A 21,709-nucleotide genomic window follows, 5' to 3' on the forward strand; every position below is an offset into this window, starting at 1 on the left:
TCTTCCTCCAATTATTCCTTTATTATTCGTCAAAGGGAGTGAACTTCACCCACTCGTACTCAGCTGTAAGCGGTATATTGCTGTCGTCAAACCTGTTGAGCCAGCCGTCAACGCCCTTGCCTGCCCATACGTTAGCCATTATCTTGCTCTCTGTAGAGGGGAGGTTGTCTGTTGCCGTGTAGACCTCAACGCCGTCAACGAACCATACTATCTTGTCCTTGTGCCACTCAAAGGCGTATGTGTGGAAATCCTCGGAAGCGTCAAAGCCGAGGTCGTGCATATGCTCGTGGTTGCCCTGGCTGTTGGTGAAGTAGTTAAACTGCACCTTTGTTGTGTCCTTGCCGAGGATCTCGATGTCTATCTCGTCCCACGGGTTGTTGTCAGAGGGGCCTGTGTAGGTAAAGAGCGATGTTACGACACCGTCATTCTTTATAGCCTTGATGCTTGCCTCATATCTGCCGTAGCCGTAGAAATCCTTCGTCCTGAACTCGCCGCCGGAGTAAGGTATACCCTGCTCCTCACGGGGGTCATTGTCTATCACGAGCTGCATCTTGCCGTTTTCAAATTTTGTGTTTTCCTCTCTCCAGAAAACATTGAACATACTTCCGTTCGTCCAGCCGTTAGAGCACTCTGCAAAGGAAGGCATACCCTCTGAGAAGTCAGCATACATACCCTCGTCTGTCTTGTATGATTTAGTATCTGCTGCACCGCTGTCAGCTGCCGAGGAAGCCGCCTGCGAGCTGCCCGATGATGCGCTGTCAGCCGATGAAGACGAGCTGCCGTCACCGCAGGCTGTCATCATAAGTGCTGCAAGCACGAGCGAAAATACCATACCCTTTCTTATCATTTCAAGTTCCTCCTTCAATTAGCCGTTCACTGTGTTTTTTGCGTTTTTCATTGTATGTATTATATCATCTGACAAGGCAAAATAATATAATAGTTTTCGCCTTTATATCAAATCTGTAACATAAGAAAAAAGTTCATATACTTATAGGCAACACCGCACGAAGATTGTGCGCAAATTGCGCAGTCAGCTTTTTCGTCAGATTGCACAGATTTTCCGAAGGAATACTACCGTATTTCAAGGAAAAAATGTGTAATATGACGGAAAAGATGCAAGTAAGTTGCGTACAAAGCCTTCAGGCGGTCTTTGTGCGGTGTTGCCTATAAAATTCTCTCTTTAATTGCGGTCTGCCGGCTTGTTTTTCCTAAGCTTCCGGCTATAAAAATATCCTCTCGAAATGAGAGGATATTTTGAATTTTCGGATGTTTAAGGCAACACCGCTGGGCCATTGTACGTCAGACACGCAGTCAAATTTTTCGTCAGATTGGCTAAATTTACCGCAGGAATACTAACGTATTTCAAGGTAAATTTGGGTAATATGACGGAAAATTTGCAAGTGGATGGCGTGCAAAGGTATCCGCCGGTGGCCCGGCGGTGTTGCCTTAAAGCTCTTATCAGTTGTACCAGCCGCCGAGGTTGCCGTCGGTGCCTATCTGCTTGTTTGAGAGATTAACATTGTAGGCATCTTCCGGTGCGTACTCGCCGCTGTCGGTGTAAATGGTGTTCCATGTGCCCATGCCGATAAAGTGCGCATCTGCTTTTGCATTTGCGATATACTTACCGTCGACGTAAGTTACCATTATACCCTTTCTGTATATCTGCATAAGACGTACAGTACCGTCGGTATTATACACAACGACCAGACCGAAGTTAGTCTTGCAGTCCTTCAGATACTTGGCAGCGTTCTTCTTAGATGTATTGTAACCCATAGGGTTAGTCTTTGTGCCGACTTCCCAGGTCTCGGATACCGAGTTATCAAGTGCGCCTGCAATTACCTTGTCAAGAGACTGAGAGCTGCCGCTGCTGGAACTGCCGTTAGTCTTGTAAACGACCCAGCTGTAGTTTGTGAAGGCACCGACTATCTCCTTGTTCCTGTCCTTAAAGGCCTTGCTGCTGTCCTGATCAAGATAGAGCACCTTGTTGAAGCCGTTCTCAGCTGTCTCGCCGTTTAGCATGATGTTCTTTACAAGCGATGCCTCAACTGCGGACTTGATCGTTCTTGCATCTGCGATAGCAGCCTGTATCTTTGCGTCCTTTACATATCTGTATATGGTCGGGATAAGTATAGCTGCCAGTGTTCCGATAATAGCTATAACAACTATCAGCTCAACGAGCGTAAAACCTTTCTTATTCTCTTTCATAATATCACCCCATTAGTTATTTCACTCCTGCCGATACCCCTTCGGCAATAAGTGATCTTTAAGTTCTTCCCATATACATATTATAGCACATTTCGTATAATATTGCAAATGTTTGAATTGTTCTCAAACGTTTTAAATACTTAATTTTTCCAAAAAAAGTTATATGTATTAAGTAAAGAACTTCTTTTAAATACTCTTTTCACCCGAAAAACAATATAATTTCTTTGATAATATATATATCGGAATAACCCGGAGATCAATAAAGTCACTTAAACGTTTGAAAAACTTAACATTAATTTTAAATGTTATATGAATTAAAAAAAGAAAAAGAGATGCGAGCGTTCAGACTCACATCTCTCTTTTTCTTTTAAGGATAGTGTTTACTGCTGTTCAAACTGATCCTTGCCGACGCCGCATAATGCGCAGGCAAAATCATCGGGAAGGTCTTCAAACTTGGTGCCGGGGGCTATTCCCATATCGGGAGCGCCCTTTTCCTCGTCGTATTCCCAGCCGCATACTGAGCAAGCATATACTGCCATTTTCCTTTACACCTCACTTTCACTTTTATTATTTTGCATTGATATACATAATTATTGTGTGCGTCTTGCATTATAAAAGCAGCTCTCTGAGCTCTGCCACAGTGTCGGCTATCACCTCTGCGCCGTGCTCTTTAAGGAAATCTCTGCCCCTGAAGCCGTATGAAACGCCTATGCAGCCGATACCGCTGTTTTTCGCTGTCATTATATCGACATCTGAATCTCCTATATATATAGTATGCTCAGCGTCAGCGCCCAGCGCACGCATAACTTCAAGCACGCTGTCGGGGGCGGGCTTTTTGCGTATGCCCTCACGCTCGCCTATGGCTATATCGAATATGCCGCCGAAATACTCCTCGCAGAGCTTTTTCACGGCGTAGTCTGCCTTGTTGGATACAACAGCCGTGCGTATGCCGTTAGCTTTCAGCTCGCTCACAAGCTCGGGGATCCCCTCATAAGGCCTTGTCTTGTCCTTGCAGTGAACGGAATAGTAAGCGGTGAACGCCTCGTGCGTCTTCACTGTATCCTCCTCAGAAATGCCGTCGGGGGTCGCACGCTCGATGAGCTTTCTTATGCCGTTGCCGACAAACATTCTCACCTCGTCCTTTGTACGCTTTGGATACCCCATTGATGCCAGTGCAGCATTCGCTGCATCTGCAAGGTCATCAAGCGTGTCAAGTATCGTTCCGTCAAGGTCGAATATCACATATTTGTATCTCATAGTTTTTCCTTTTCTTTATATATGGTATATCAGGGCAGCTCAGGACTTTACGTCCTCATCGAGCACATAGGAGAGGATAAACCGCCTGCCACCTATCACCTCGGAGATGCTGTCGTACTTAGATGCCGAGCTTGCGCTGTTGCGGCGGTTGTAGATATAGATGCTGCTGTGCTTCTTTAAAAAAGCCACCGTGTGCAGCCCCTTGGTAAAAAACAGCAGCCGCCCGGGTCCTTTGCCCTTTATCTCCCTGTTCCAGAAGGAGAGTATGCCGCAGACCGTGTCCTTATCGGCAATGTATCGCTCAAGCTCGTCTACCCTCTTAAAGCTGTGGAACGGCACGCCCTTGTGTTCAAAATAGCGCCTTATCTTTTTGGGCGAAGTGCCGAAATAACCCGAGGGAAGAAGCAGCTGCATCTTGTTCATCTCAAACTCAAACACTATCTCAGGCAGCGGTATGCTGTGCCCTGTTAGCAGCATAGCGTTTGCAACGGCTATCAGCTCGCAGCCGCACCACGAGAGCGAATTCTTGCCGTAGGTGAGCTTTTTTAGCGTCTCACCGCCCTGCCCGTGCAGCAGCTTGCCCTCGCTGCCTGCAAATGCAGCAGTGTTTGCAGCAAGGTTTTGCTGCGCTGTATTCATTCTGCCCTTTTGCAGACCCTTATACTGCTCCGGAGAGGTTATCCACTGCTTCATACGCCTGCTTCCTTTCGATATATTTATACATATTATATCACACCGCAGGGCAAAAATCAACCTGTCGAATCTGGTTACAATTTGGTTACAACAGTAACAGACATATTACGCCAATTTTGCTATTTACTGGTAATTTTACCGTTATTTTAAACTAAAACAATGCAAATCCTTTATACATATTGTCGTTTACGAGGAAAAATCCGCCAAAATGTTTACAGAGCGGTTAAAATGTGGTATACTATAAGTACAACAAAAATCAAACATAGAAACGCCCCACGGGCCCGTGTCCCGGAGAGGGTGTAAAGGCAACACCGCACAAAGACCGCCTGAAGGCTTTGTACGGTGTTGCCTAAAACAACAAAGAGAGGATATGATTTTTTATGAAAGAAAGAACGGTAGTCCGAACGTCGCTCTCGATAGCGACAGCATTAGTTATTTCATTATCGACACTCACCTGTGCAAGCGCTGACAACAGCGACATCGCACAGGGGCAGGCAGCAACAGTATCATCTGTCTGCGAAAAACACAGCTTCGGCGCTCCGGCAGTCACCAAGGCAGCCACAACAGAAATCGAGGGTGAGAGAAAGCTCACCTGCACCGAATGCGGCTATGTCAAGACCGAAGTGACACCGAAGCTCATCGACATCAAGGACATCAGCATCACAAACGTATCGTCACAGTACACCTACAACGGCAAGTCCATTCTCCCCAAGCCGGTTGTCACACTTGACAACAAGGAGCTTCTCCCGGGGAAGGATTACACAGTGACCTACGGCACCAACCGCAACCCCGGCAAGGGCGTTGTCACGATAAAAGGCACCGGCATCTACGGCGGGAGCGTCACAAAGACATTCATCATTCTACCCCCGAAAAGCACCATAGCAAAGGTGACATCTTCCAAGGCCGCCACAGCGACCGTAAAGATAAAAAAGACAAAGGGTGCATCAGGCTACAGGATAGCATACAGCACCGACAAGACCTTCAAGAAAAAGAGCAAGGTAAAATACATCACCGTAAAGCCCGAAAAGCTCAGCGTGACCTTGAAGAAGCTCACAGGCGGCAAGACCTATTACGTCAAGGTGCAGGCTTTCAGGACTATCTCAGGCAAGAAGTATTACGGCAGATACAGCGCTGTCAAGAAGATAAAGATAAAGCAGACAGCCGCTCAGATAAGGGCTGCAAAGATAAAGAAGATAGTTGACTACGGCATCGCAAACGCTGGCGGCTCGTATGTTTACTGCGGTTCGAGCTTCAGGGCTACCGACTGCTCAGGCCTTACGATGCAGTGCTTTGCACAGGCAGGCATCAGCCTCCCCCACAACGCTGCTGCACAGGCAGCCTACGGCAAGGCTGTAAGCTATAAGGATATGCAGGCAGGCGACCTGATAATCTGCTGCGGCTACGGCCATGCAGCGCTCTGCATCGGCGGCGGCAAGTTCGTCCACGCATCTAACCCTGCAAAGGGCATCACGATAGAGCCTGTAAGCCAGCTCGGCTACTACGGCATAAATACGATAAGAAGACTCATATGAGGCGCATCGGCTATGCCGCTGCTAAAATAAAAAAATAATAAAGAAAAAAGAATAACGAATAATAAAGGTATCGGCTGCGCCGATGATATTTAGATCATCGAATGCAAGCCGATACCTTTTTATTATTTCTTCTTTATTATTTATTCTTTTAGCGGTGGCTCATACAAAGCTGTAATTGTCAAATACTTCTTTATCGCCACCGCGCTTTTGCTTTACTCCCTTTTTCAAAAGTGTTACTGAGACATATTGGTTAACCGATCATTGTGTCACCACCATTATACCATAGTTTATCACGCTAAATCAATACACATTTACAGCAAATATAGCCGTTCATATTTGGGATATACTTGCAATAGCCCGGATTAAGTGATATAATATCTATGAAAGGGGTGCGTAAACAATGCCCGATATCAGAAAAGTCACCGATCTTGAAACACCGGATCTTCTGCCCTACCGCACGACCGCCGAAGTGCAGCTGCTTCGCTGGTTTGAGCCAGAGGAGGGCATATTCATAGCCGAGAGCCCTAAGGTCATACGCAGAGCTCTCAATGCAGGGTATGAGCCGCTGTCGCTGCTGCTTGTTGATAAGTACATCACAGGGCAGGCGGCTGATATAGTAGAGCGTGTCGGCGCCCTGCCGGTATACTCAGGCGATGAGCAAACGCTGTGTGCTCTCACAGGCTTCAGGCTGACACAGGGGGTGCTGTGCGCTATGCGCCGAAGACCGCTGCCCGACCCTGCCGCACTGATAAAGAACGCACGCCGCATAGCCGTGCTTGAAGACATAATGAACCAGACGAATATTGGCGCTGTTTTCCGCTCGGCGGCAGCGCTGGGGATAGATGCTGTGCTGCTCACCAAGGCGTGCAGCGACCCGTTATACCGCCGCTCGGTAAGGGTGAGCATGGGCACAGTTTTTCAGGTGCCGTGGGCGTATATGGCAGAGCCTGCGCCTGAGTATGTGGGGTCTTTAAAAGAGCAGGGCTTTTCCACCGCCGCAATGGCGCTTCGGCACGACACTGTGAGCATATCAGACAAGCGGCTCAAAGATGAGCACAAGCTTGCGATCATCCTCGGCACAGAGGGCGAGGGGCTCAGGGAGGAGACTATCCTCTCATGCGACTACACGATAAAGATACCCATGTCACACGGGGTGGATTCACTCAATGTCGCCGCAGCGAGCGCCGTGGCTTTCTGGGAGCTTGGCGGCAAACAGGCCGAATAACCAAATCCAAAGAAGCTGAATAATATGAGATACGAAAGATTCCCGGGGAGTGAAGTATACATGACACACAAAATAACCGACCTTACAGAGCCCGACAACGGCTGCGAGGGCTTTATGCCGGGCGAGGAGCCCAAGGTGACTCTGCTGCTCGATGACGGCAGGCGCATAAAGGTATACGATGCCCTTGCCTACAAAATGGGCTGGGATACCGGCAGCGAGATAACTGACGAGGAGATAGCAGAGCACGGCGAGCTTGTCTGAACACCTATTTGTGAATATTATATTAAGAAATCATAAAACTATTTTCTTTTTTGGAAATATGTGATATAATATATAGGGTATAACTCTGTCGAAAAGAGGTGGGTCATGAGCAGTATAAACAGCAAAAATAGCGAGAAAAGCAAGAAAAGCGGCATAAGCGTCCGCAGCTTTATAATTGCGCTGGTCATATTCCTTATAGCCCACATTGTCATGAGTGTGGCGATTATAGATATGGCTAAAAAAGCGCTCAGAGAGCAGGTCGAGCAGCGAATGCTCGATGTTGCCAACACTGCCGCTCACATGATAAACGGCGACGAGCTAAAAAAGCTCAAAGCAGAAGACAAGGGCTCGCCCGAATACCAGAAGGTCTACGACACGCTGCGCTCCTTCCAGGACAGCATACAGCTTGACTACATCTACGGCATACAGCAGCTTGATGACGGCAGCTTTGCCTTCACTATAGACCCCGAGCCTGTTGACCCCGGCGAATGGGGCGAGGAGATAGACACGACAGATGCTCTTGTAAACGCCTCAAAGGGCAAAGCAGATGTTGACAAGGAGCCCTGCGAGGACGAATGGGGGCTTTTCTACTCGGCATACAGCCCGATATTTGATTCGGACGGAAATGTTGTCGGCATAGTGGGCGTTGACTTCAATGCCGAGTGGTATGACAAGATGCTCGACACAAGAAAGCTCGTGCTGATAATCATGTCAATGGTAGTCCTAACCACCGGCACGGCGCTTGCATTCATAGTACACACCTTCATGCTCGAAAAGGAAAAGAAGGTTATCAGGGAAAAGTTTGAGCAGACGCTTCAAAGAGAGCAGGAGCAGGAGCAGGAACTTGGCTCTGCAAGGCATCTTGCCTATACAGACCCGCTTACGGGAGTCAAGAACAAGCACGCCTACCTCGAAGCCATAGAGCGTATAAACAAGGGTCTTGCCGACGGCTCTGTAAAGGAATTCGGCGTGATAGTGTTTGACCTGAACGGCCTTAAGCTGATAAACGACACCTACGGTCACGACGAGGGCGACAACTACATCAAGACCGGCTGTGCGCTGATATGCAGCAGATTCTGTCACAGCCCTGTTTTCAGGATAGGCGGCGATGAGTTCACTGTTATCCTCGAAGGCTCGGACTACAACGACAGGCAGCAGCTGCTCTCGGAATTTGACCGTGTGATAGAACAAAATCAGAGCATTGGCGCTGTTGTGGTATCAACAGGTCTTGAAATATACGACAGGCAGCGTGACGGCAGCTTCTCGGACGTTTTCGAGCGTGCCGACAAGAAGATGTACGAGCGCAAGTGCTATTTAAAAAGCATGAAATAAACAAAACGGGCAGGGTGAAGACACCTTGCCCGCTTTTTATTATGCATAACTAAGGCGGCAGGCCGAAGGTCGAGGGGCACACCTCACCTGTTACCTGTTACTTGTTGCCTGTCACCTCACTCAGCCTCCGGCCTGTATATGTCATTTTTCCCGAACGAAATCATTATGTCCGTGTACTCACCCGGCGCAGATGCGGCTGTGACCTTGTGGCCGAGCTTGCGGCAGAGACTGCCGGTGATGTACAGCCCCATGCCGGTGCTCTTTGAATGTAAGCGGCCGTTCTCGCCCGTGAAGCTCTTTTCAAAAATGTAGGGCAGGTCGCTTTGCGGTATGCCTATGCCGTTGTCTCTGAAATGCAGCGTGATGCACTGCTCGTCTTCCTCGGTGAATATGCTTATCTCCGGCGGCCTGTCGGGAGAGAAGTATTTCAGGCTGTTGGCTGTCAGCTGCGTGAAGATGTATTCGAGCCACTTCGCATCGGTCATGACCCTTTTGTCAAGCCCCTGAGTGTTTACTGTGACGTTCCTCTGCTGCAGCGCCTCACGGCTTTTGAGCGCCGATTCCTTGAACGCCCTGCCGAGGGGTGTTTCCTTGATGATGTAGTCCTTGTTTGCGTTCTCGCTGCGTGAGTAGTAGAGCACGTTCTCTATGTATGAATCTATCCTCGCAAGCTGCGCTGAATACCTCTCGCCCTGCTCGCCGTCATTGTGCGCCATGAGCGAGAGCGATGCTATCGGCAGCTTGACCTCGTGTACCCAGAGCTCGATGTACTCTCTGAAATCATCTGCCCTGCGGCTGTGCATTGACACGTTCTCGCACATACTCTTGCCGGCCTCGTAGAGCATCTCGCTAAACAGCCTGCCCTCCAGAAACGCCGGCTCCTCTGTCATCTCGGGCAGCAGGTATTTCTTATCAAGCCCCTTTAGCGAATCAAACGCCCTTTTGAAAAAGCCATGCTCTCTTAAATATCCGTATACAAGCGCAGCTGCGACAGTTGACCAGTAGCAGACGCTTATCACGGCTATCTGCCCGCCGCCTGCGTGATAGCCCCCGAAAAAACATAGCATTATCAGATACCCTGCTAAGAATATCATCAGCTGTGCCAGCCTGTCCTTTAAAAATGATGAAAAGCTCATAGCAGCATATACCCCTGTTTCTTTCTTGTTTCAAGTGCTTTCTCGATGCCTGCTTCCGAGAGCTTCTGTCGCAGGCGGCTGATGTTAACGGTCAGGGCGTTGTCGTTTATGTATTCCTCGCTGTCCCATAGGGCTGTCATAAGCTCGTCTCTTGTGACTATCTGCCCCTGCGATGCGAGCAGCCGTGAGAATATTATCATCTCGTTCTTGGTGAGCATTATCTCGCTGCTTCCCTCACCTATGCTGCCCCTTGCGGTGTTGACTGCAAGCCCGTGATAGCTCGCCCTTGCCATACCGCCCGACTGCGTGCGCTTTAACACTGCCGATATCCTGAGAAGCAGTATCATCGGGTTGTAGGGCTTGGTGATGTAGTCATCAGCGCCCATGCTCATAGACAGCATCTCGTCTGTTTCGCCTGCCCTGCTCGTCACCATGATCACAGCCATGTCAGAGCTTTTTCTTATCTCCTTGAGCACCGTCTGGCCATTTGCTGACGGCAGGTTTATATCAAGCAGCACAAGGTCAGCCCCTGCCTTTATCGCCTGGGCTGCTATGTCCTCAAACCCCTCCGGCTGGCAGACCTCATAGCCTGAGTTTTCAAGCAGCTCGCAAAGCTCATCTCTTATCGCAATATCGTCCTCAACAACAAATATCCTGCTCATAATGCTCTCCCCTTATAGAAGTTCATGATTCTTTATGATTATATCATATATCCGTTTATAAATCAACCACCGTCAGCATTGACTAACTGTGTGGAATATGGTATAATGAATGCAAAGCATTCATTATAATTTATCTTTATTTAAGAGAATCAGTTTACCGGAGGGTATCATATATGAGCAGACAGGACAAGGCGGTAGATTATAAGCACAGCGGCTTCAACTGCGCACAGGCGGTGCTTATGGCTTTTTCGGATATTCTTGATGAAGACGAGCTCACACTCAAAAAGCTCGGTGCAGGCTTTGGCTGCGGCATGGGTGCTTTTGATGCTACCTGCGGCTCGCTGTGTGCTGCACAGATGATACTCGGGCTCAAATGCTACTCCGGCAGACCTATGCTTGCTGATGCAAAGCTGCTCCACGCCGACTTCAAGCGTATGTGCGGCTCGGCCGACTGCGGCGAGCTAAAGGGCTTAAAAGGCGGCCCGATGCTCTGCGCCTGTGACGACTGCATCAAAAACGCCGTCAGGCTGACAGAGGAAAGAATGATATAGGCAACACCGCACAACCATTGTACGTCAGACACGCAGTCAAATTTTTCGTCAGATTGGCTAAATTTACCGCAGGAATACTAACGTATTTCAAGGTGAATTTGGGTAATATGACGGAAAATTTGCAAGTGGATGGCGTGCAAAGGTATCCGCCGGTGGTTGTGCGGTGTTGCCTATAGCTAAAGCCGATACCTTGTTAAGGGTATCGGCTTATTTTTATGCCTGAGCGCTTTTATCAAGCTCGTTGATGCAGCTGTACAGGAGTATCAACTGATTGTAGCAGCGGGTGTATTTTACGCCGTTTATATAAAGCTCATCGCCGTCCTTGAGCGGAGTGTACACTGTGTAGACGATCTCGCCCTTTTCGTTTTTCAGCTCAAGTGTCATCTCGTGGCCTGTGCTGTTGTTAGGTATCTCGTCAGGCTCGACTGCACAGCCGAACTTGTTTTCAGACACATAGCAGGCGACCTCGAATACCATATCGCAAAGGCTTCTGTCGTAGAATGTCTTCTTCTCCGTTTTCCTGCTCGAAGAATAGGTGAGCTCTGCATCAACGCTCTGATATTCACGGTTTACTGCCTCTGTGCCGTCGGGCTTTATCATATCGTAAAGCGCAAGCCTTATATCCTCAAATGCCTGCTTATCGACATTTGTGTATTTTGTCTGGCCTATTATCAGCGTGTTCTCCTGCTTATTTGGAATTATAACGCTGAGCTTTTGCGATGATGACGTATCAACAAAGCCCGTAGATCCGCTCACGCACTGGAAAAGCTCGGCATATGCAAAGGCTGTCTTCTTGGCATCTGCTGCCTGCTCGTCTGTAAGCAGCATTTTGTCAGCCGTGCTGCTGACAGCGTCAAATTTTTTAAATGCTGCAAACAGCCCGTCAAACGCATCTCGATTATTGAAATAATAGCCGGCCTCACGGTACTTGCCGTCATACACGCCTTTGAAAATATCAGGGCTGCAGCAGCCCGTTGTAAGCTTTGCTCTTACTTCGTCCATCGAATCACAGTCTTCAAAGTCCCAGCCGAGCTCTTTTAGCACCAGCACAGCAGCCTTGTCCTTTTTGCTGTCATCATTGAAACGACACCAGTCTCCGAGTATCGCCTTTTGCAGAGTGTATACACCCAGCGCCTTTAACGACTTGAAATTAACATCTTGCTGCATATCATAGTTTGCCGTGCCGAGCCTGTCGGCTATCCTTGTCAGCTTCATATCCACCCATGCGCCCACATCGATCTCTGTGAGCAGACGGTCTTTCGGGGTCTCGGTCATCTCCTTAGCGTAGTATTCGCATGCGTCGGGCGCTATCTCTGACTCAGGCTGCAAAACACCGGAATAGTCCTTTTCTTCGCTCAGCAAATACTTTGCCGCCTGATATGCTATTTCAAGCTGCTTCTCATCAAGGTCACCTGCGATGTACATGGCTGCGACCTTCTGATAAAAGTCGCCGTAGTGCTCGCCGACCTTTATAAGCCTCTGATAATCATTCGACTTTTTGTAGTCGCTCTCATCTTTAAGGCTGTCAAGCAGCCTTTTCAGCTCCTCTCTCTCAGGGTCGTCTTCCTCATCATCGATATACAGCGACATCGAATGGATAATGTCGTACTCTTTGTTGACCGACTCAAAGAACTCATAGCTTACGTCGTCCTCGTATTCACCGTCATACCATGCCAGTTCACCTTTATCTGTACACTGAGCATACGCCCGGGCATTCTCTGCTATGAAAACATACCTCTCCTCGACCTCGCCGTTTTGATACATATCATAGAGTATGGGTGTCATCTTTCTGCCGAAATACGATGTAAGCACCTTGAAGCTTTCAAGCTCTGTAAGCTTTGTATAGTCGCTGCCTGCTTCGGTATACTCGTCATAGCATTTCACCAGAAGCTGATACAGAAGATCCTTCGACAGCGCCGGGTAATCCTCGGCTATATGTATCTGTGGTGTCGTATCCGTTTCGCTCTCTCCCTGCTTTTGTGCGGCGTTGCTGCTGTCTTTCTCTACCGCTGTGTGCTGCATAGCGCCAAAAAGCGCTGCTGCGCCCACCAGAAGTGCAACTGCCGCCGCTGTCGCTGCAATGGCGAGCTTTCTGCTCTTTACCCTTGCTGCAAACGGCTGCTCCCATTTTATAGTTTCGGGCTCTATACCCTTTTCAAGGAACACCTCCTCAGCGCTGCCTATGTATTTCTCTCCTGCTCTGAGCTCTGCTGCACGCTTAAAAAGCTCCTCCTGCACACTGCTGCCCGGTGTGAGCTTTTCATCTATGCTTTTTAATATGTCATTCTGTCTCATAGAAATACTCTCCCTTCAGCTTGTCCTTTAGTTTTTTCCTTGCCCTTGCCAGCCTGACCTGCACAGCACCGCTGCTTATACCCATGCAGAGCGCTATCTCGTTTATCGAGAGCCCCGTGAAGTAGTACAGATACACAGGCTCTCTCTGCCCGTCGGCAAGCGACATCACCGCCTGCAGCACATCATTCTCCTCATCGGTGAGCATATTCTCAGCCGGCAGTTCTTCCTCGTTCTCAGGCAGCCTGTCTACCTTGGTAGCCCAGGAGCTTAGGTTCTGCTTTTTGCAGAGGTTGAGCGCTGTTCTGATAAGCCACGCCTTTCTTGCCTCCTCGCACTCAAAGCTAAGCGTCTTCTGATAGTACAGCAAAAACGTCTCCTGAAACACATCGTCGGCATAGTGCCGGCTCTTAAGCCTTGAATATGCTACCGAGTAGACAACGCTTTTATATTTCTCTACCACCTGCCGCAGGTCGTCTTCGGTGTCGTGTATCTGCATGGTGTGTATCCCTCCTTTCTGTATACATATCCCTTGGGGGGCGTAAAATAATACGCTGAGATCTAAGATTTGTAGAAACAGCCAAAAACGCTGTGATTTTTTGTGCATAGCTCACAAACGGTCAACTGTCCACAATTTTGCCCACACTTTCTCTGAAAATATGTTATAATATACTCAGACAACAAAGAAAGAGAGGATGATCTTATGTGGAGCTTAATTAAAACAACCGAAGACGCAGAGGAGCTCATGGCCTGCTTCGGCGGCTTTGAGAACAGCTGCATATGCAGCCTTAAATACCGCTCGGGCGCATACGTCGGCGAGGTGAGCGAGCATTTCATAAACGACGACATGACACTTTCGCTGCTCGTTCAGCGCAGGAGCATGGGGTATGTTCAGACCTTCGAGCTGCTTTTTCGTGACATACGAAGGCTCAGGCTCGAACCGATGAGCAAAGGCATGGAATGTTATCTGACCTCTGCGAGCATCAGGGCAGAGAACGGGCTTATCACCTTTTCCTCATGGGAGGATCTTGATACAGTGAATGCCGACTCGGACATACTTCTGATCACCGCCGCATCTTTGATGTGGCGTGATGTGAGCGAAACGGTGAGCATCACGGCGTAGCGCATAGCGCTATGCGCTATGCGCAGGTAACAGGTAACAGGTTACAGGTAACAGGTAAGGAGCGGCTTCGCCGTTTATTGCAAGTTTCGCTTTGCGAGACTTGGCTGTGAAGCGTAAGCAGACGAGCCCCATATCGGGCAATATGGAACCGAGGAAAGGCAAGTCCGAAGGGGGGCGACCCTTCGGTTTGCCGTCAGGCGTACCATACCTGTTACCTGTTACTTGTTACCTGTTACCTGAGAAAAAGGCTCCGCCTTAAGCGGAGCCTTTTGTATCACTGTTCGTTCTTTAAGGAATTGAGCAGACCGTTTGAGTTGATGATGTTTATCAAAAACTCGGGGAAAGCTGTTCCCTGATATGTCTCACCCTTTGTCTTGTCGGTGATGATGCCTGTCTCAAAGTCTATCTCGACTTCGTCGCCTGCTTCGATGCTCTGCGCAGCCTCGGGGCACTCGATTATCGGAAGACCGATGTTTATAGCGTTGCGGTAGAATATCCTCGCAAATGTCTTTGCTATAACGCACGAGATGCCGCTTGCCTTGATGGCGATGGGTGCGTGCTCTCTTGACGAGCCGCAGCCGAAGTTCGACTCAGCGACCATTATGTCGCCCTCTTTTACCTTCTTTACAAACTCTGTATCAATGTCCTCCATGCAGTGCTCTGCGAGAGCCTTGTGGTCAGGGTTGTTCAAGTATCTTGCAGGTATGATAACGTCTGTATCAACATTATCGCCGTATTTATGTACCTTTCCGCATACCTTCATAGCTTAGATCCTCCATACTGTCATTATATATTATTCAGCGTAGTCTATGCATTTTCTGTCGCTGACTACCGATCTTATGAATTTTGCGACCTCCAAGTGGTCGGGGTTCGTCTGATAAGCCTTAAGTGCTGCCTCATCTGTAAAGCTCGAATCGAGCATCATGTCAGCATTTGAGCTTTCAAGATTGTCGATGTGTACCTTTATGCTTTCAAGCCCGTCTATCCTGCCCTTCAGGCCTTCAAGACCACGCTTTGCCTTGATAAGAGCACTTGTCTTTTCCTGCTCGGAGAGGTCTTCCCTGAGCGACCATATAATAATATGTCTTACCATTTTTATACCTCATCAACTAAGTCCTGCGGCTGTGAGATCCTGCCTGTAACAGCAGATGCTGCTGCAACATAAGGAGAAGCAAGGTATACCTCGCTCTCGGGGTGACCCATACGGCCGACGAAGTTTCTGTTTGTTGTGGCAACTGCTCTCTCGCCCTTTGCAAGTATGCCCATATGACCGCCTAAGCAGGGGCCGCAGGTAGGTGTCGAAACAGCGCAGCCTGCATTGATGAATATCTCAAGCAGACCCTCCTTCATAGCCTGGAGGTATACAGCCTGTGTTGCCGGGATAACTATGCATCTTACATTCTGTGCGATGTGCCTGTCTTTGAGTATCTCGGCTGCGGCTCTTATGTCCTCTATCCTGCCGTTTGTGCAGGAGCCGATAACTACCTGGTCTATCTTTACCTCGGGCATATCGTCAAATGTCCTTGCATTCTCGGGAAGGTGAGGGAATGCAACTGTTGGCTTTATCTCGCCAAGGTCGATGTCATATACTGCATCGTACTCAGCGTCAGCATCAGCCTCGAACACCGTGAATTCCCTGTCAACTCTGCCTGCGCAGTAAGCACGGGTAACATCGTCAACTGCGAAGATGCCGTTCTTTGCACCTGCTTCTATCGCCATGTTAGCTATGCAGAGCCTGTCCTCCATTGTGAGGTTCTTAAGGCCATCGCCTGAAAACTCCATAGACTTGTAGAGCGCACCGTCAACGCCTATCATACCGATGATATGAAGGATAACGTCCTTTGCAGAGCTGTACTTGGGCAGCTCGCCTGTGATGTTGAACTTGATAGCGGAAGGCACCTTGAACCACGCCTTGCCTGTAGCCATGCCTGCGCACATATCTGTCGAGCCGACACCTGTTGAGAATGCGCCGAGTGCGCCGTATGTACAGGTGTGCGAGTCAGCACCTATCACGCAGTCACCGGGGGCAACGAGGCCTTTTTCGGGCAGAAGTGCGTGCTCGATACCCATATCGCCCACGTCATAGAAATGCCTGATGCAGTAGCCGCTGCAGAAATCCCTGCACTGCTTTGCATTCTCAGCCGACTTTATATCCTTGTTAGGTGTAAAGTGGTCCATGACCATTGTTACCTTCTGCGTATCGAAAACACTGTCAAAGCCTGCCTTGTTGAATTCATTGATAGCGACGGGTGATGTAACGTCATTGCCAAGCACGAGGTCGAGCTCTGCCATTATGAGCTGGCCTGCCTTAACCTCGTCGAGCCCTGCGTGTGCCGCAAGTACCTTTTGTGTCATTGTCATACCCAATGTAAAACACTCCTATCTTTCTGATTATTAAGGCAACACCGCACGACCACCGGCTCTGGCCTTTGTGTGCCATCTGCTTGCCGAATTTCCGTCATAATACCCAATTTCACCTTGTTTTACGCCAGTAAAACTGCGGCAAAAATGGGCATTCTGACAAAAATTCGGAGTGTTCAGCAAAGCTGAACAACCGCATACTGACATACAATGGTCGTGCGGTGTTGCCTTAAGACCCTTATATTATATCACGTTTATTAAAAAAGGTAAACAAAAAAATATGCATTATTTGTTAATAATCATTAAATGGTATATGTACGGCAGTATTTGGCTTGTATTTGCAGGCTGATAATGCAGAAGATAATCACAAACAGATGAAAGGAGAATTTTTATATGTCAATAAAGAATTCGCCCCTTGTCAAGGGCATATCAACAGGCATAACCTTCGGCACAGCGGCCTTTGTGCTGACCTCAAAGATGAACAAGGGCAAGAAAAAGCTCAAAAGCGCCGCCGGCAGAGCGCTTGAAAGCCTTGCCGAAATGGTTGACGAGATAACCGACAAGCTAAGATAACAAAAAGCTCCCTCTCCGGGAGCTTTTTGCAGTTTACAGTTATCAGTTAACAGTTGAGGTATCGCCGCAGGCGCTCCTTAATTATTCACTCTTCACTATTCATTATTCACTATTCACTGAGCGCAGCGTTACCGCCCGTACGGGCATCTGCGCCGCAGGCGCTCCTTACCTGTTACCTGTTACTTGTTACCTGTTACCTCAAAAAAGCTCCCTCTCCGGGAGCTTTTTTGAGTTACTTTTTCTTTTTCTTCGGCTTGTCGAATGAGGGGTTGAAGGCGTAAAAATTGCGCTCATCGAGCATATCGGTGACTAAGCGCAGGCTCTCGCCGAAGCGCTGGTAATGGACTATCTCCCTCTCACGCAGGAATTTTATCGGCTCTCGCACGTCCGGGTCATCGACAAGACGCAGGATATTGTCGTAGGTCAGCCTTGCTTTCTGCTCGGCGGCGAGGTCTTCGTTGAGGTCTGCTATCGGGTCGCCTGTTGACTGGAAATAATCCGCCGAGAAAGGCACGCCCGATGCCGACACTGGGTAGATGCCTGTCGTGTGGTCTACAAAGTATGCGTCAAACCCCTGCTCGGTTATCTGCTTTGGCGTAAGATTCCGGGTAAGCTGGTAGATGATAGCCGAGACCATTTCCAGGTGCGAGAGCTCCTCCGTGCCGATGTCTGTAAGCATTGCCTGCACCTCTCTTGTCGGGGCGGCGTAGCGCTGGCTAAGATACCGGAGTGCCGCACCGGCCTCACCGTCAGGGCCGCCTATCTGACTTATGATGACCTTTGCAAGCGCAGGGTTCGGGTCTTTGATATTGACGGGGTATTGCAGTCTTTTTTCGTAAGCAAACATCAGCCCTCACTCCTTTCATACTCGCTCACCCACGGGAAAGGCTCGCACACCCACTGCCACTTTTTGTCCTTTTCATCAAGGGCGCTGTCTATGCACAGAGGGCCGTATTTGCTTTCATACTCAGCCTTTGCCTTGTCAAGCGCTTCCTTGTGCTTTTTGAAATACGCTATCCCCTTTTCGCAGGTCGGGTGCGAGTCGAGGTAGAGGTTTGCTTCCACCACCGCAAAGGAGAGCTGCTGCACCTTCAGCATCATCGCCTTTCTGTCACTAGCCTGCTCACTCATTGCAGACCGCCTCCTCTCCTATAAACGGTTTGTCAAGGCAGGGGAATACCGTGCCTCTGGCAAGTGCCACATCGCTTTCGTATACCCTGCCCCACTTCTGAAAGGGCACATAAGCCATGCCGTATGCAAGCCTTGCAGGCAGAACGTCCGAGCCTGAGTTTGTGATAACGCAGTCGTCATTCTCCCCCAACAGCTGCCCGAGCGGACAGCTCTCATACATATCCATAAACTATCAACTCCTTTAAGTTTGTGATATATGCTATGCCAAAGCGGAGGTATGTGTCAAAGAGCCGTTTTGCCGGCCTGTTTTTGGTATAAAGCCACCTTTTTGCAGCAAAAAGGGCAGCGAACAGTTTCCGGATACGCTGTCCGCCGCCCTTGCTATGTGTTTTAGGCAACTATGCACAGGTCTTTTTTATCTTCTGTATTTTAGCTGTGCGATGTTCTTATCATCAGCTTGCTTGTAAGGTATGTTATCAGGAAATATCCGCCGAATATCAGCAGCACTATACCGCCTGTCATAAGCGTCGATGGCAGGATATTTGTTGCGCCGAGCACATTGAGGAAATAGAACGCAAACTTCATTCCGAACACCGTATGCACAAGTGCGAGCACGAGAGGGAACGCAAAGAACAGTGTCGTCTGCGCAAAGAGCGAGCCTGTGATGTCCTTTTCGTCTGCACCTATCTTTCTTAGCATCTCGTATCTTCCGGCGCTGTCTGCGCAGTCTGAGAGCGAGCGCAGAGCAAGTATCGCACCGCTTGTTATCAGAAAGACCACACCGATATAAAGCCCAAGGAACGTAGTAAGTGCTTTAGTGCCTATGTTAGCCTGCGCAAGCTCCATTTTCGATATGTTTAAAAACTGCTTGCTTGCTATTCCCATTCCGTTGTCATGTTCTTCAATGGCTGCCCAGAGCTTGTTATAGATCTCGTCACTTAACAGATCATTGTCATATTCAAGCTTTCTATCCTTGTCAGATGTATTATATTTTGCCGTCAGATAATACTCTCTTGCTTTTTCAGGGTCTGCCGCTCCGTCAGGGATCACGGTCACACCATAGTTGACAGGCACATTTGAAAGCTGTATCGTTCTTTCAACACACTCTTTATATTTCGGTCTGAGCTTTTTGCCGAAAACAGTTATCTCATGACCGTTTTCAAGCGGGATATTGCGCTGTGCAATATCGGTATTAACATTAGCGAGCTCTATATATTCATCATCTGCAAGGGATTCCTCCGGCAGACCGAACACCCTCATAAGAGCGTTGAAATCGCTAAGTGTCATGGTATTTTCAATTACTCCGCCCATTTCAACACCCATCATCATATCAGAAGCCTCCGGCAATTGGGAGCTGTATTCCCCGAAGTATTCTCTCGTATCATATTTCTCATCAGCATATACCGTGACCACGCAGTATTTTTCAAAGTATTCATCAGTATCGATGCCGGCATCGCCGAGAAGTTTCTCAACATCTATTTTATTGTAGTATACACTGTCATTTTTCTCATCATAGAATGCACAGCTCAGACCAAGCTGATAATCAGCCGGGCAGTATTTTACAAGGTTCTCGTTTAATGTGTTGCGTATTGTGAACGCTCCGCAAAGCGAGCATATTGTCACAAAGAGCATAAGGCAGATAAGTGTGAGCGAGAACACCATAGTGTTTACCTTTGAGCTGAGCTGCCTGAAAGTGAAGGCATTGAGCCCCCTGAAATACAGCTTCTTTGACGACATGAATACTCTGAGCAGCATACCTGACACCGAGCGGAATATAAAGTATGTCGATACGCAGCCGACAATGATACATATAAGCAGGTCGTTCTGTGTTATCCCGGAAGTCTTCCAGCCGACTAAGTAGTAGGCAGCAGCAAGAGCCGCAGCTGAGATCATAAACATTATCAGGCAGACTGCAGGGTTTCTCATGCGCAGCCTTTCGCCTCTCTTGCCCGAGTTCATAAGGTCTATCAGCTTGCGCCTGCCTATCATAACGGTGTTGAACAGCATGACCACGATATACATTATGCCGAAGTAGATAAGAGTCTTTACGATAGCCGAGGTCGATACGATAAAGTGATAGCTCGTCATATCGGCTTCAAAAAGGCTTGCGACGAATGCGCTCGTTATCTGCGAAAGGCCTATGCCGATAAGCAGTCCCACGCCGAGCGAGCCTAAGCCTATCATCACAGTCTCGGCCAGCAGCAGGAGCGATATGCCGCTCTTGCTCATGCCTAATGTGAGGTAGAGCGCAAACTCACGGTTTCGCCTTTTCATAAGAAAGCGGCTCGCATACACTATCAAAAGCCCCAGCACCACCGCCACGAACACCGATGTGCCCGAGAGTATCCTGTTCAAAAGGGTTATCATCTCCCTTGTGTCCTGCGACACACTGAGGTATAGGGTCTGTGTCTCTATCGCATTGAAAAGATAGAACACCGACACGCCGATTATCAGCGTAAAGAAATACACCGCATAGTCACGCAGGCTTTTTCTTATGTTGCTTAGTGACAGCTTAAAGAGCATCGCTTAAGTCACCTCCGAGGAGAGTTACTACATCAATTATCCTGTCAAAGAACTGCTTTCTTGTATTCTCGCCCCTTGACAGCTCGTTGAACACCTTGCCGTCCTTTATGAATATCACACGGCTCGCATAGCTTGCCGTGAAGCTGTCGTGCGTTACCATAAGTATAGTCGCATTCTGCTCACGGTTAAGGAAGTTGAAGCGTTCGAGCAGCAGCTTCGAGCTCTTTGAGTCAAGAGCGCCTGTCGGCTCGTCTGCGAGCACAAGCCTCGGTGATGTGACTATCGCCCTTGCCGATGCCACCCTCTGCTTCTGGCCGCCCGACATCTGATAGGGGTATTTGTTCAGCACATCGGTTATCTCCAGCTGTGCTGCGACCTCGTTTATGCGCTGTGCTATCCTGTCGGCAGGCTCTTTCTTTATCGTGAGTGCGAGGGCTATGTTCTCATACGCCGTCAGCGTGTCGAGCAGGTTGAAATCCTGAAATATGAACCCCAGCTTGTCACGCCTGAACTTGTTTAGCTCCTTGCCCCTGAGGGCTGTTATGTCTGTGCTTTCAAGCGTTATCTTTCCGGCAGTCACACGGTCGATAGTCGATATGACATTTAAAAGCGTCGTCTTGCCGCTGCCCGATGCGCCCATTATCGCCGTGAACTCCCCTTCATTGACCGTCAGCGAGATGTCGTCTATCGCCTTAGTCAGGCTCGACTTGCTGCCGTAGTATTTTTCTATGTGCTCTATTTTAAGCAGTTCCATATCCTTCGTTCCTTCCTGTTGTTTGATCACAAACACATTATACCACAGCAGATATTTCTTGTCGAGCGTTTATTGTTACGAAACCTTACAGTTTTGTA

24 protein-coding genes are annotated in these 21,709 nt (G+C 48.7%); 7 read left to right on the forward strand and 17 right to left on the reverse strand.

All coding sequences use genetic code 11. The features are described 5' to 3' along the window. Positions 1-22 precede the first annotated feature (22 nt). From CD05_RS0111515 to CD05_RS0111535, 5 genes are all read right to left on the reverse strand, one after another. Positions 23-847 carry a glycoside hydrolase family 16 protein gene (locus CD05_RS0111515; RefSeq protein ID WP_242841260.1) on the reverse strand — a complete coding sequence of 275 codons (825 nt, stop codon included), beginning with the start codon at positions 845-847 and terminating at the stop codon, positions 23-25. A 611-nt stretch (positions 848-1,458) separates the two neighbouring features. Continuing rightward, positions 1,459-2,205: a type II secretion system protein gene (locus tag CD05_RS0111520; protein ID WP_028510626.1), complete on the reverse strand. Its 747-nt coding sequence runs from the start codon at positions 2,203-2,205 to the stop codon at positions 1,459-1,461. Between the two features lie 380 nt (positions 2,206-2,585). Continuing rightward, entirely contained in the window at positions 2,586-2,744 is a 159-nt protein-coding gene (locus CD05_RS20370; RefSeq protein ID WP_084262170.1) for a rubredoxin, read from the reverse strand. Between the two features lie 70 nt (positions 2,745-2,814). Next, positions 2,815-3,462 carry an HAD family hydrolase gene (locus CD05_RS0111530; RefSeq protein ID WP_028510627.1) on the reverse strand — a complete coding sequence of 216 codons (648 nt, stop codon included), beginning with the start codon at positions 3,460-3,462 and terminating at the stop codon, positions 2,815-2,817. A 39-nt stretch (positions 3,463-3,501) separates the two neighbouring features. Continuing rightward, on the reverse strand, positions 3,502-4,155 hold the full coding sequence (locus CD05_RS0111535) for a hypothetical protein (protein WP_028510628.1): 654 nt from the start codon (positions 4,153-4,155) through the stop codon (positions 3,502-3,504). 380 nt (positions 4,156-4,535) lie between these two features. Between CD05_RS0111535 and CD05_RS19865 the strand changes: the two genes are divergently transcribed. From CD05_RS19865 to CD05_RS19870, 4 genes are all read left to right on the forward strand, one after another. After that, complete coding sequence (locus CD05_RS19865; RefSeq protein ID WP_051588969.1) at positions 4,536-5,687, forward strand: NlpC/P60 family protein; 1,152 nt, start codon at positions 4,536-4,538, stop codon at positions 5,685-5,687. 400 nt (positions 5,688-6,087) lie between these two features. Next, complete coding sequence (locus tag CD05_RS0111545; RefSeq protein WP_028510629.1) at positions 6,088-6,912, forward strand: RNA methyltransferase; 825 nt, start codon at positions 6,088-6,090, stop codon at positions 6,910-6,912. A gap of 60 nt (positions 6,913-6,972) precedes the next feature. Further along, positions 6,973-7,173: a hypothetical protein gene (locus CD05_RS0111550; protein ID WP_028510630.1), complete on the forward strand. Its 201-nt coding sequence runs from the start codon at positions 6,973-6,975 to the stop codon at positions 7,171-7,173. A gap of 105 nt (positions 7,174-7,278) precedes the next feature. Continuing rightward, complete coding sequence (locus CD05_RS19870; protein ID WP_028510631.1) at positions 7,279-8,505, forward strand: diguanylate cyclase; 1,227 nt, start codon at positions 7,279-7,281, stop codon at positions 8,503-8,505. A gap of 116 nt (positions 8,506-8,621) precedes the next feature. On the opposite strand, the gene CD05_RS0111560 is transcribed toward CD05_RS19870, so the two are convergent. Together CD05_RS0111560 and CD05_RS0111565 are read right to left on the reverse strand one after the other, a co-directional pair. After that, positions 8,622-9,641 carry a sensor histidine kinase gene (locus CD05_RS0111560; RefSeq protein WP_028510632.1) on the reverse strand — a complete coding sequence of 340 codons (1,020 nt, stop codon included), beginning with the start codon at positions 9,639-9,641 and terminating at the stop codon, positions 8,622-8,624. Beyond that, on the reverse strand, positions 9,638-10,303 hold the full coding sequence (locus tag CD05_RS0111565; protein WP_028510633.1) for a response regulator transcription factor: 666 nt from the start codon (positions 10,301-10,303) through the stop codon (positions 9,638-9,640). Before CD05_RS0111565 ends, CD05_RS0111560 begins: the two co-directional genes overlap by 4 nt. Positions 10,304-10,476: 173 nt before the next feature. Between CD05_RS0111565 and CD05_RS0111570 the strand changes: the two genes are divergently transcribed. After that, positions 10,477-10,854, forward strand: a complete 378-nt coding sequence (locus CD05_RS0111570) for a C-GCAxxG-C-C family protein (RefSeq protein ID WP_028510634.1) — start codon at positions 10,477-10,479, stop codon at positions 10,852-10,854. A 213-nt stretch (positions 10,855-11,067) separates the two neighbouring features. On the opposite strand, the gene CD05_RS0111575 is transcribed toward CD05_RS0111570, so the two are convergent. Both CD05_RS0111575 and CD05_RS0111580 read right to left on the reverse strand, forming a co-directional pair. Next, positions 11,068-13,149 (reverse strand): hypothetical protein, encoded by a 2,082-nt coding sequence (locus CD05_RS0111575; RefSeq protein ID WP_028510635.1) that lies wholly within the window; start codon positions 13,147-13,149, stop codon positions 11,068-11,070. Continuing rightward, complete coding sequence (locus CD05_RS0111580; protein WP_051588970.1) at positions 13,136-13,645, reverse strand: sigma-70 family RNA polymerase sigma factor; 510 nt, start codon at positions 13,643-13,645, stop codon at positions 13,136-13,138. Before CD05_RS0111580 ends, CD05_RS0111575 begins: the two co-directional genes overlap by 14 nt. A 204-nt stretch (positions 13,646-13,849) precedes the next feature. Between CD05_RS0111580 and CD05_RS0111585 the strand changes: the two genes are divergently transcribed. Then, positions 13,850-14,269 carry a hypothetical protein gene (locus CD05_RS0111585; protein WP_028510637.1) on the forward strand — a complete coding sequence of 140 codons (420 nt, stop codon included), beginning with the start codon at positions 13,850-13,852 and terminating at the stop codon, positions 14,267-14,269. Between the two features lie 274 nt (positions 14,270-14,543). On the opposite strand, the gene leuD is transcribed toward CD05_RS0111585, so the two are convergent. The 3 genes from leuD to leuC are packed head-to-tail and all read right to left on the reverse strand — an operon-like array spanning position 14,544 to position 16,636. Next, positions 14,544-15,032, reverse strand: coding sequence for a 3-isopropylmalate dehydratase small subunit (gene leuD, locus CD05_RS0111590; protein ID WP_028510638.1), 489 nt, complete (start codon positions 15,030-15,032; stop codon positions 14,544-14,546). 30 nt (positions 15,033-15,062) lie between these two features. Beyond that, positions 15,063-15,362, reverse strand: coding sequence for a Dabb family protein (locus CD05_RS0111595; RefSeq protein WP_028510639.1), 300 nt, complete (start codon positions 15,360-15,362; stop codon positions 15,063-15,065). Between the two features lie 2 nt (positions 15,363-15,364). Further along, positions 15,365-16,636, reverse strand: coding sequence for a 3-isopropylmalate dehydratase large subunit (gene leuC / locus CD05_RS0111600; RefSeq protein ID WP_028510640.1), 1,272 nt, complete (start codon positions 16,634-16,636; stop codon positions 15,365-15,367). A 387-nt stretch (positions 16,637-17,023) separates the two neighbouring features. Here leuC and CD05_RS0111605 point away from each other — a divergent pair, with 387 nt between their 5' ends. Continuing rightward, positions 17,024-17,203 (forward strand): hypothetical protein, encoded by a 180-nt coding sequence (locus CD05_RS0111605; protein WP_028510641.1) that lies wholly within the window; start codon positions 17,024-17,026, stop codon positions 17,201-17,203. 232 nt (positions 17,204-17,435) lie between these two features. Here CD05_RS0111605 and CD05_RS0111610 read toward each other — a convergent pair whose 3' ends face one another. The 5 genes from CD05_RS0111610 to CD05_RS0111635 all read right to left on the reverse strand — a co-directional run bounded on the left by CD05_RS0111610 (position 17,436) and on the right by CD05_RS0111635 (position 21,611). Next, entirely contained in the window at positions 17,436-18,050 is a 615-nt protein-coding gene (locus CD05_RS0111610; RefSeq protein ID WP_028510642.1) for a manganese catalase family protein, read from the reverse strand. Continuing rightward, positions 18,050-18,334, reverse strand: coding sequence for a spore coat protein CotJB (locus CD05_RS0111615; protein ID WP_028510643.1), 285 nt, complete (start codon positions 18,332-18,334; stop codon positions 18,050-18,052). Before CD05_RS0111615 ends, CD05_RS0111610 begins: the two co-directional genes overlap by 1 nt. Then, positions 18,327-18,560: a spore coat associated protein CotJA gene (locus CD05_RS0111620; protein WP_028510644.1), complete on the reverse strand. Its 234-nt coding sequence runs from the start codon at positions 18,558-18,560 to the stop codon at positions 18,327-18,329. The genes CD05_RS0111615 and CD05_RS0111620 overlap by 8 nt, the downstream gene beginning before the upstream one ends. Positions 18,561-18,763: 203 nt before the next feature. Continuing rightward, the gene (locus tag CD05_RS0111630; protein ID WP_028510646.1) at positions 18,764-20,857 is read right to left on the reverse strand and encodes an FtsX-like permease family protein; all 2,094 of its coding nucleotides are present in this window, start codon (positions 20,855-20,857) and stop codon (positions 18,764-18,766) included. Next, positions 20,847-21,611, reverse strand: coding sequence for an ABC transporter ATP-binding protein (locus tag CD05_RS0111635; RefSeq protein WP_028510647.1), 765 nt, complete (start codon positions 21,609-21,611; stop codon positions 20,847-20,849). The genes CD05_RS0111630 and CD05_RS0111635 overlap by 11 nt, the downstream gene beginning before the upstream one ends. Positions 21,612-21,709: the final 98 nt, after the last annotated feature.

The sequence above is a fragment of the Ruminococcus sp. NK3A76 genome (genome assembly GCF_000686125.1).
GTDB lineage: Bacteria > Bacillota > Clostridia > Oscillospirales > Ruminococcaceae > NK3A76.

Bases quoted from the DNA above. Each gene is read 5' to 3' on its own strand.
- CD05_RS0111515 (WP_242841260.1), bottom strand. From the start codon at position 847: ATGATAAGAAAGGGTATGGTATTTTCGCTCGTGCTTGCAGCACTTATG.
- CD05_RS0111520 (WP_028510626.1), bottom strand. From the start codon at position 2,205: ATGAAAGAGAATAAGAAAGGTTTTACGCTCGTTGAGCTGATAGTTGTT.
- CD05_RS20370 (WP_084262170.1), bottom strand. From the start codon at position 2,744: ATGGCAGTATATGCTTGCTCAGTATGCGGCTGGGAATACGACGAGGAA.
- CD05_RS0111530 (WP_028510627.1), bottom strand. From the start codon at position 3,462: ATGAGATACAAATATGTGATATTCGACCTTGACGGAACGATACTTGAC.
- CD05_RS0111535 (WP_028510628.1), bottom strand. From the start codon at position 4,155: ATGAAGCAGTGGATAACCTCTCCGGAGCAGTATAAGGGTCTGCAAAAG.
- CD05_RS19865 (WP_051588969.1), top strand. From the start codon at position 4,536: ATGAAAGAAAGAACGGTAGTCCGAACGTCGCTCTCGATAGCGACAGCA.
- CD05_RS0111545 (WP_028510629.1), top strand. From the start codon at position 6,088: ATGCCCGATATCAGAAAAGTCACCGATCTTGAAACACCGGATCTTCTG.
- CD05_RS0111550 (WP_028510630.1), top strand. From the start codon at position 6,973: ATGACACACAAAATAACCGACCTTACAGAGCCCGACAACGGCTGCGAG.
- CD05_RS19870 (WP_028510631.1), top strand. From the start codon at position 7,279: ATGAGCAGTATAAACAGCAAAAATAGCGAGAAAAGCAAGAAAAGCGGC.
- CD05_RS0111560 (WP_028510632.1), bottom strand. From the start codon at position 9,641: ATGAGCTTTTCATCATTTTTAAAGGACAGGCTGGCACAGCTGATGATA.
- CD05_RS0111565 (WP_028510633.1), bottom strand. From the start codon at position 10,303: ATGAGCAGGATATTTGTTGTTGAGGACGATATTGCGATAAGAGATGAG.
- CD05_RS0111570 (WP_028510634.1), top strand. From the start codon at position 10,477: ATGAGCAGACAGGACAAGGCGGTAGATTATAAGCACAGCGGCTTCAAC.
- CD05_RS0111575 (WP_028510635.1), bottom strand. From the start codon at position 13,149: ATGAGACAGAATGACATATTAAAAAGCATAGATGAAAAGCTCACACCG.
- CD05_RS0111580 (WP_051588970.1), bottom strand. From the start codon at position 13,645: ATGCAGATACACGACACCGAAGACGACCTGCGGCAGGTGGTAGAGAAA.
- CD05_RS0111585 (WP_028510637.1), top strand. From the start codon at position 13,850: ATGTGGAGCTTAATTAAAACAACCGAAGACGCAGAGGAGCTCATGGCC.
- leuD (WP_028510638.1), bottom strand. From the start codon at position 15,032: ATGAAGGTATGCGGAAAGGTACATAAATACGGCGATAATGTTGATACA.
- CD05_RS0111595 (WP_028510639.1), bottom strand. From the start codon at position 15,362: ATGGTAAGACATATTATTATATGGTCGCTCAGGGAAGACCTCTCCGAG.
- CD05_RS0111605 (WP_028510641.1), top strand. From the start codon at position 17,024: ATGTCAATAAAGAATTCGCCCCTTGTCAAGGGCATATCAACAGGCATA.
- CD05_RS0111610 (WP_028510642.1), bottom strand. From the start codon at position 18,050: ATGTTTGCTTACGAAAAAAGACTGCAATACCCCGTCAATATCAAAGAC.
- CD05_RS0111615 (WP_028510643.1), bottom strand. From the start codon at position 18,334: ATGAGTGAGCAGGCTAGTGACAGAAAGGCGATGATGCTGAAGGTGCAG.
- CD05_RS0111620 (WP_028510644.1), bottom strand. From the start codon at position 18,560: ATGGATATGTATGAGAGCTGTCCGCTCGGGCAGCTGTTGGGGGAGAAT.
- CD05_RS0111630 (WP_028510646.1), bottom strand. From the start codon at position 20,857: ATGCTCTTTAAGCTGTCACTAAGCAACATAAGAAAAAGCCTGCGTGAC.
- CD05_RS0111635 (WP_028510647.1), bottom strand. From the start codon at position 21,611: ATGGAACTGCTTAAAATAGAGCACATAGAAAAATACTACGGCAGCAAG.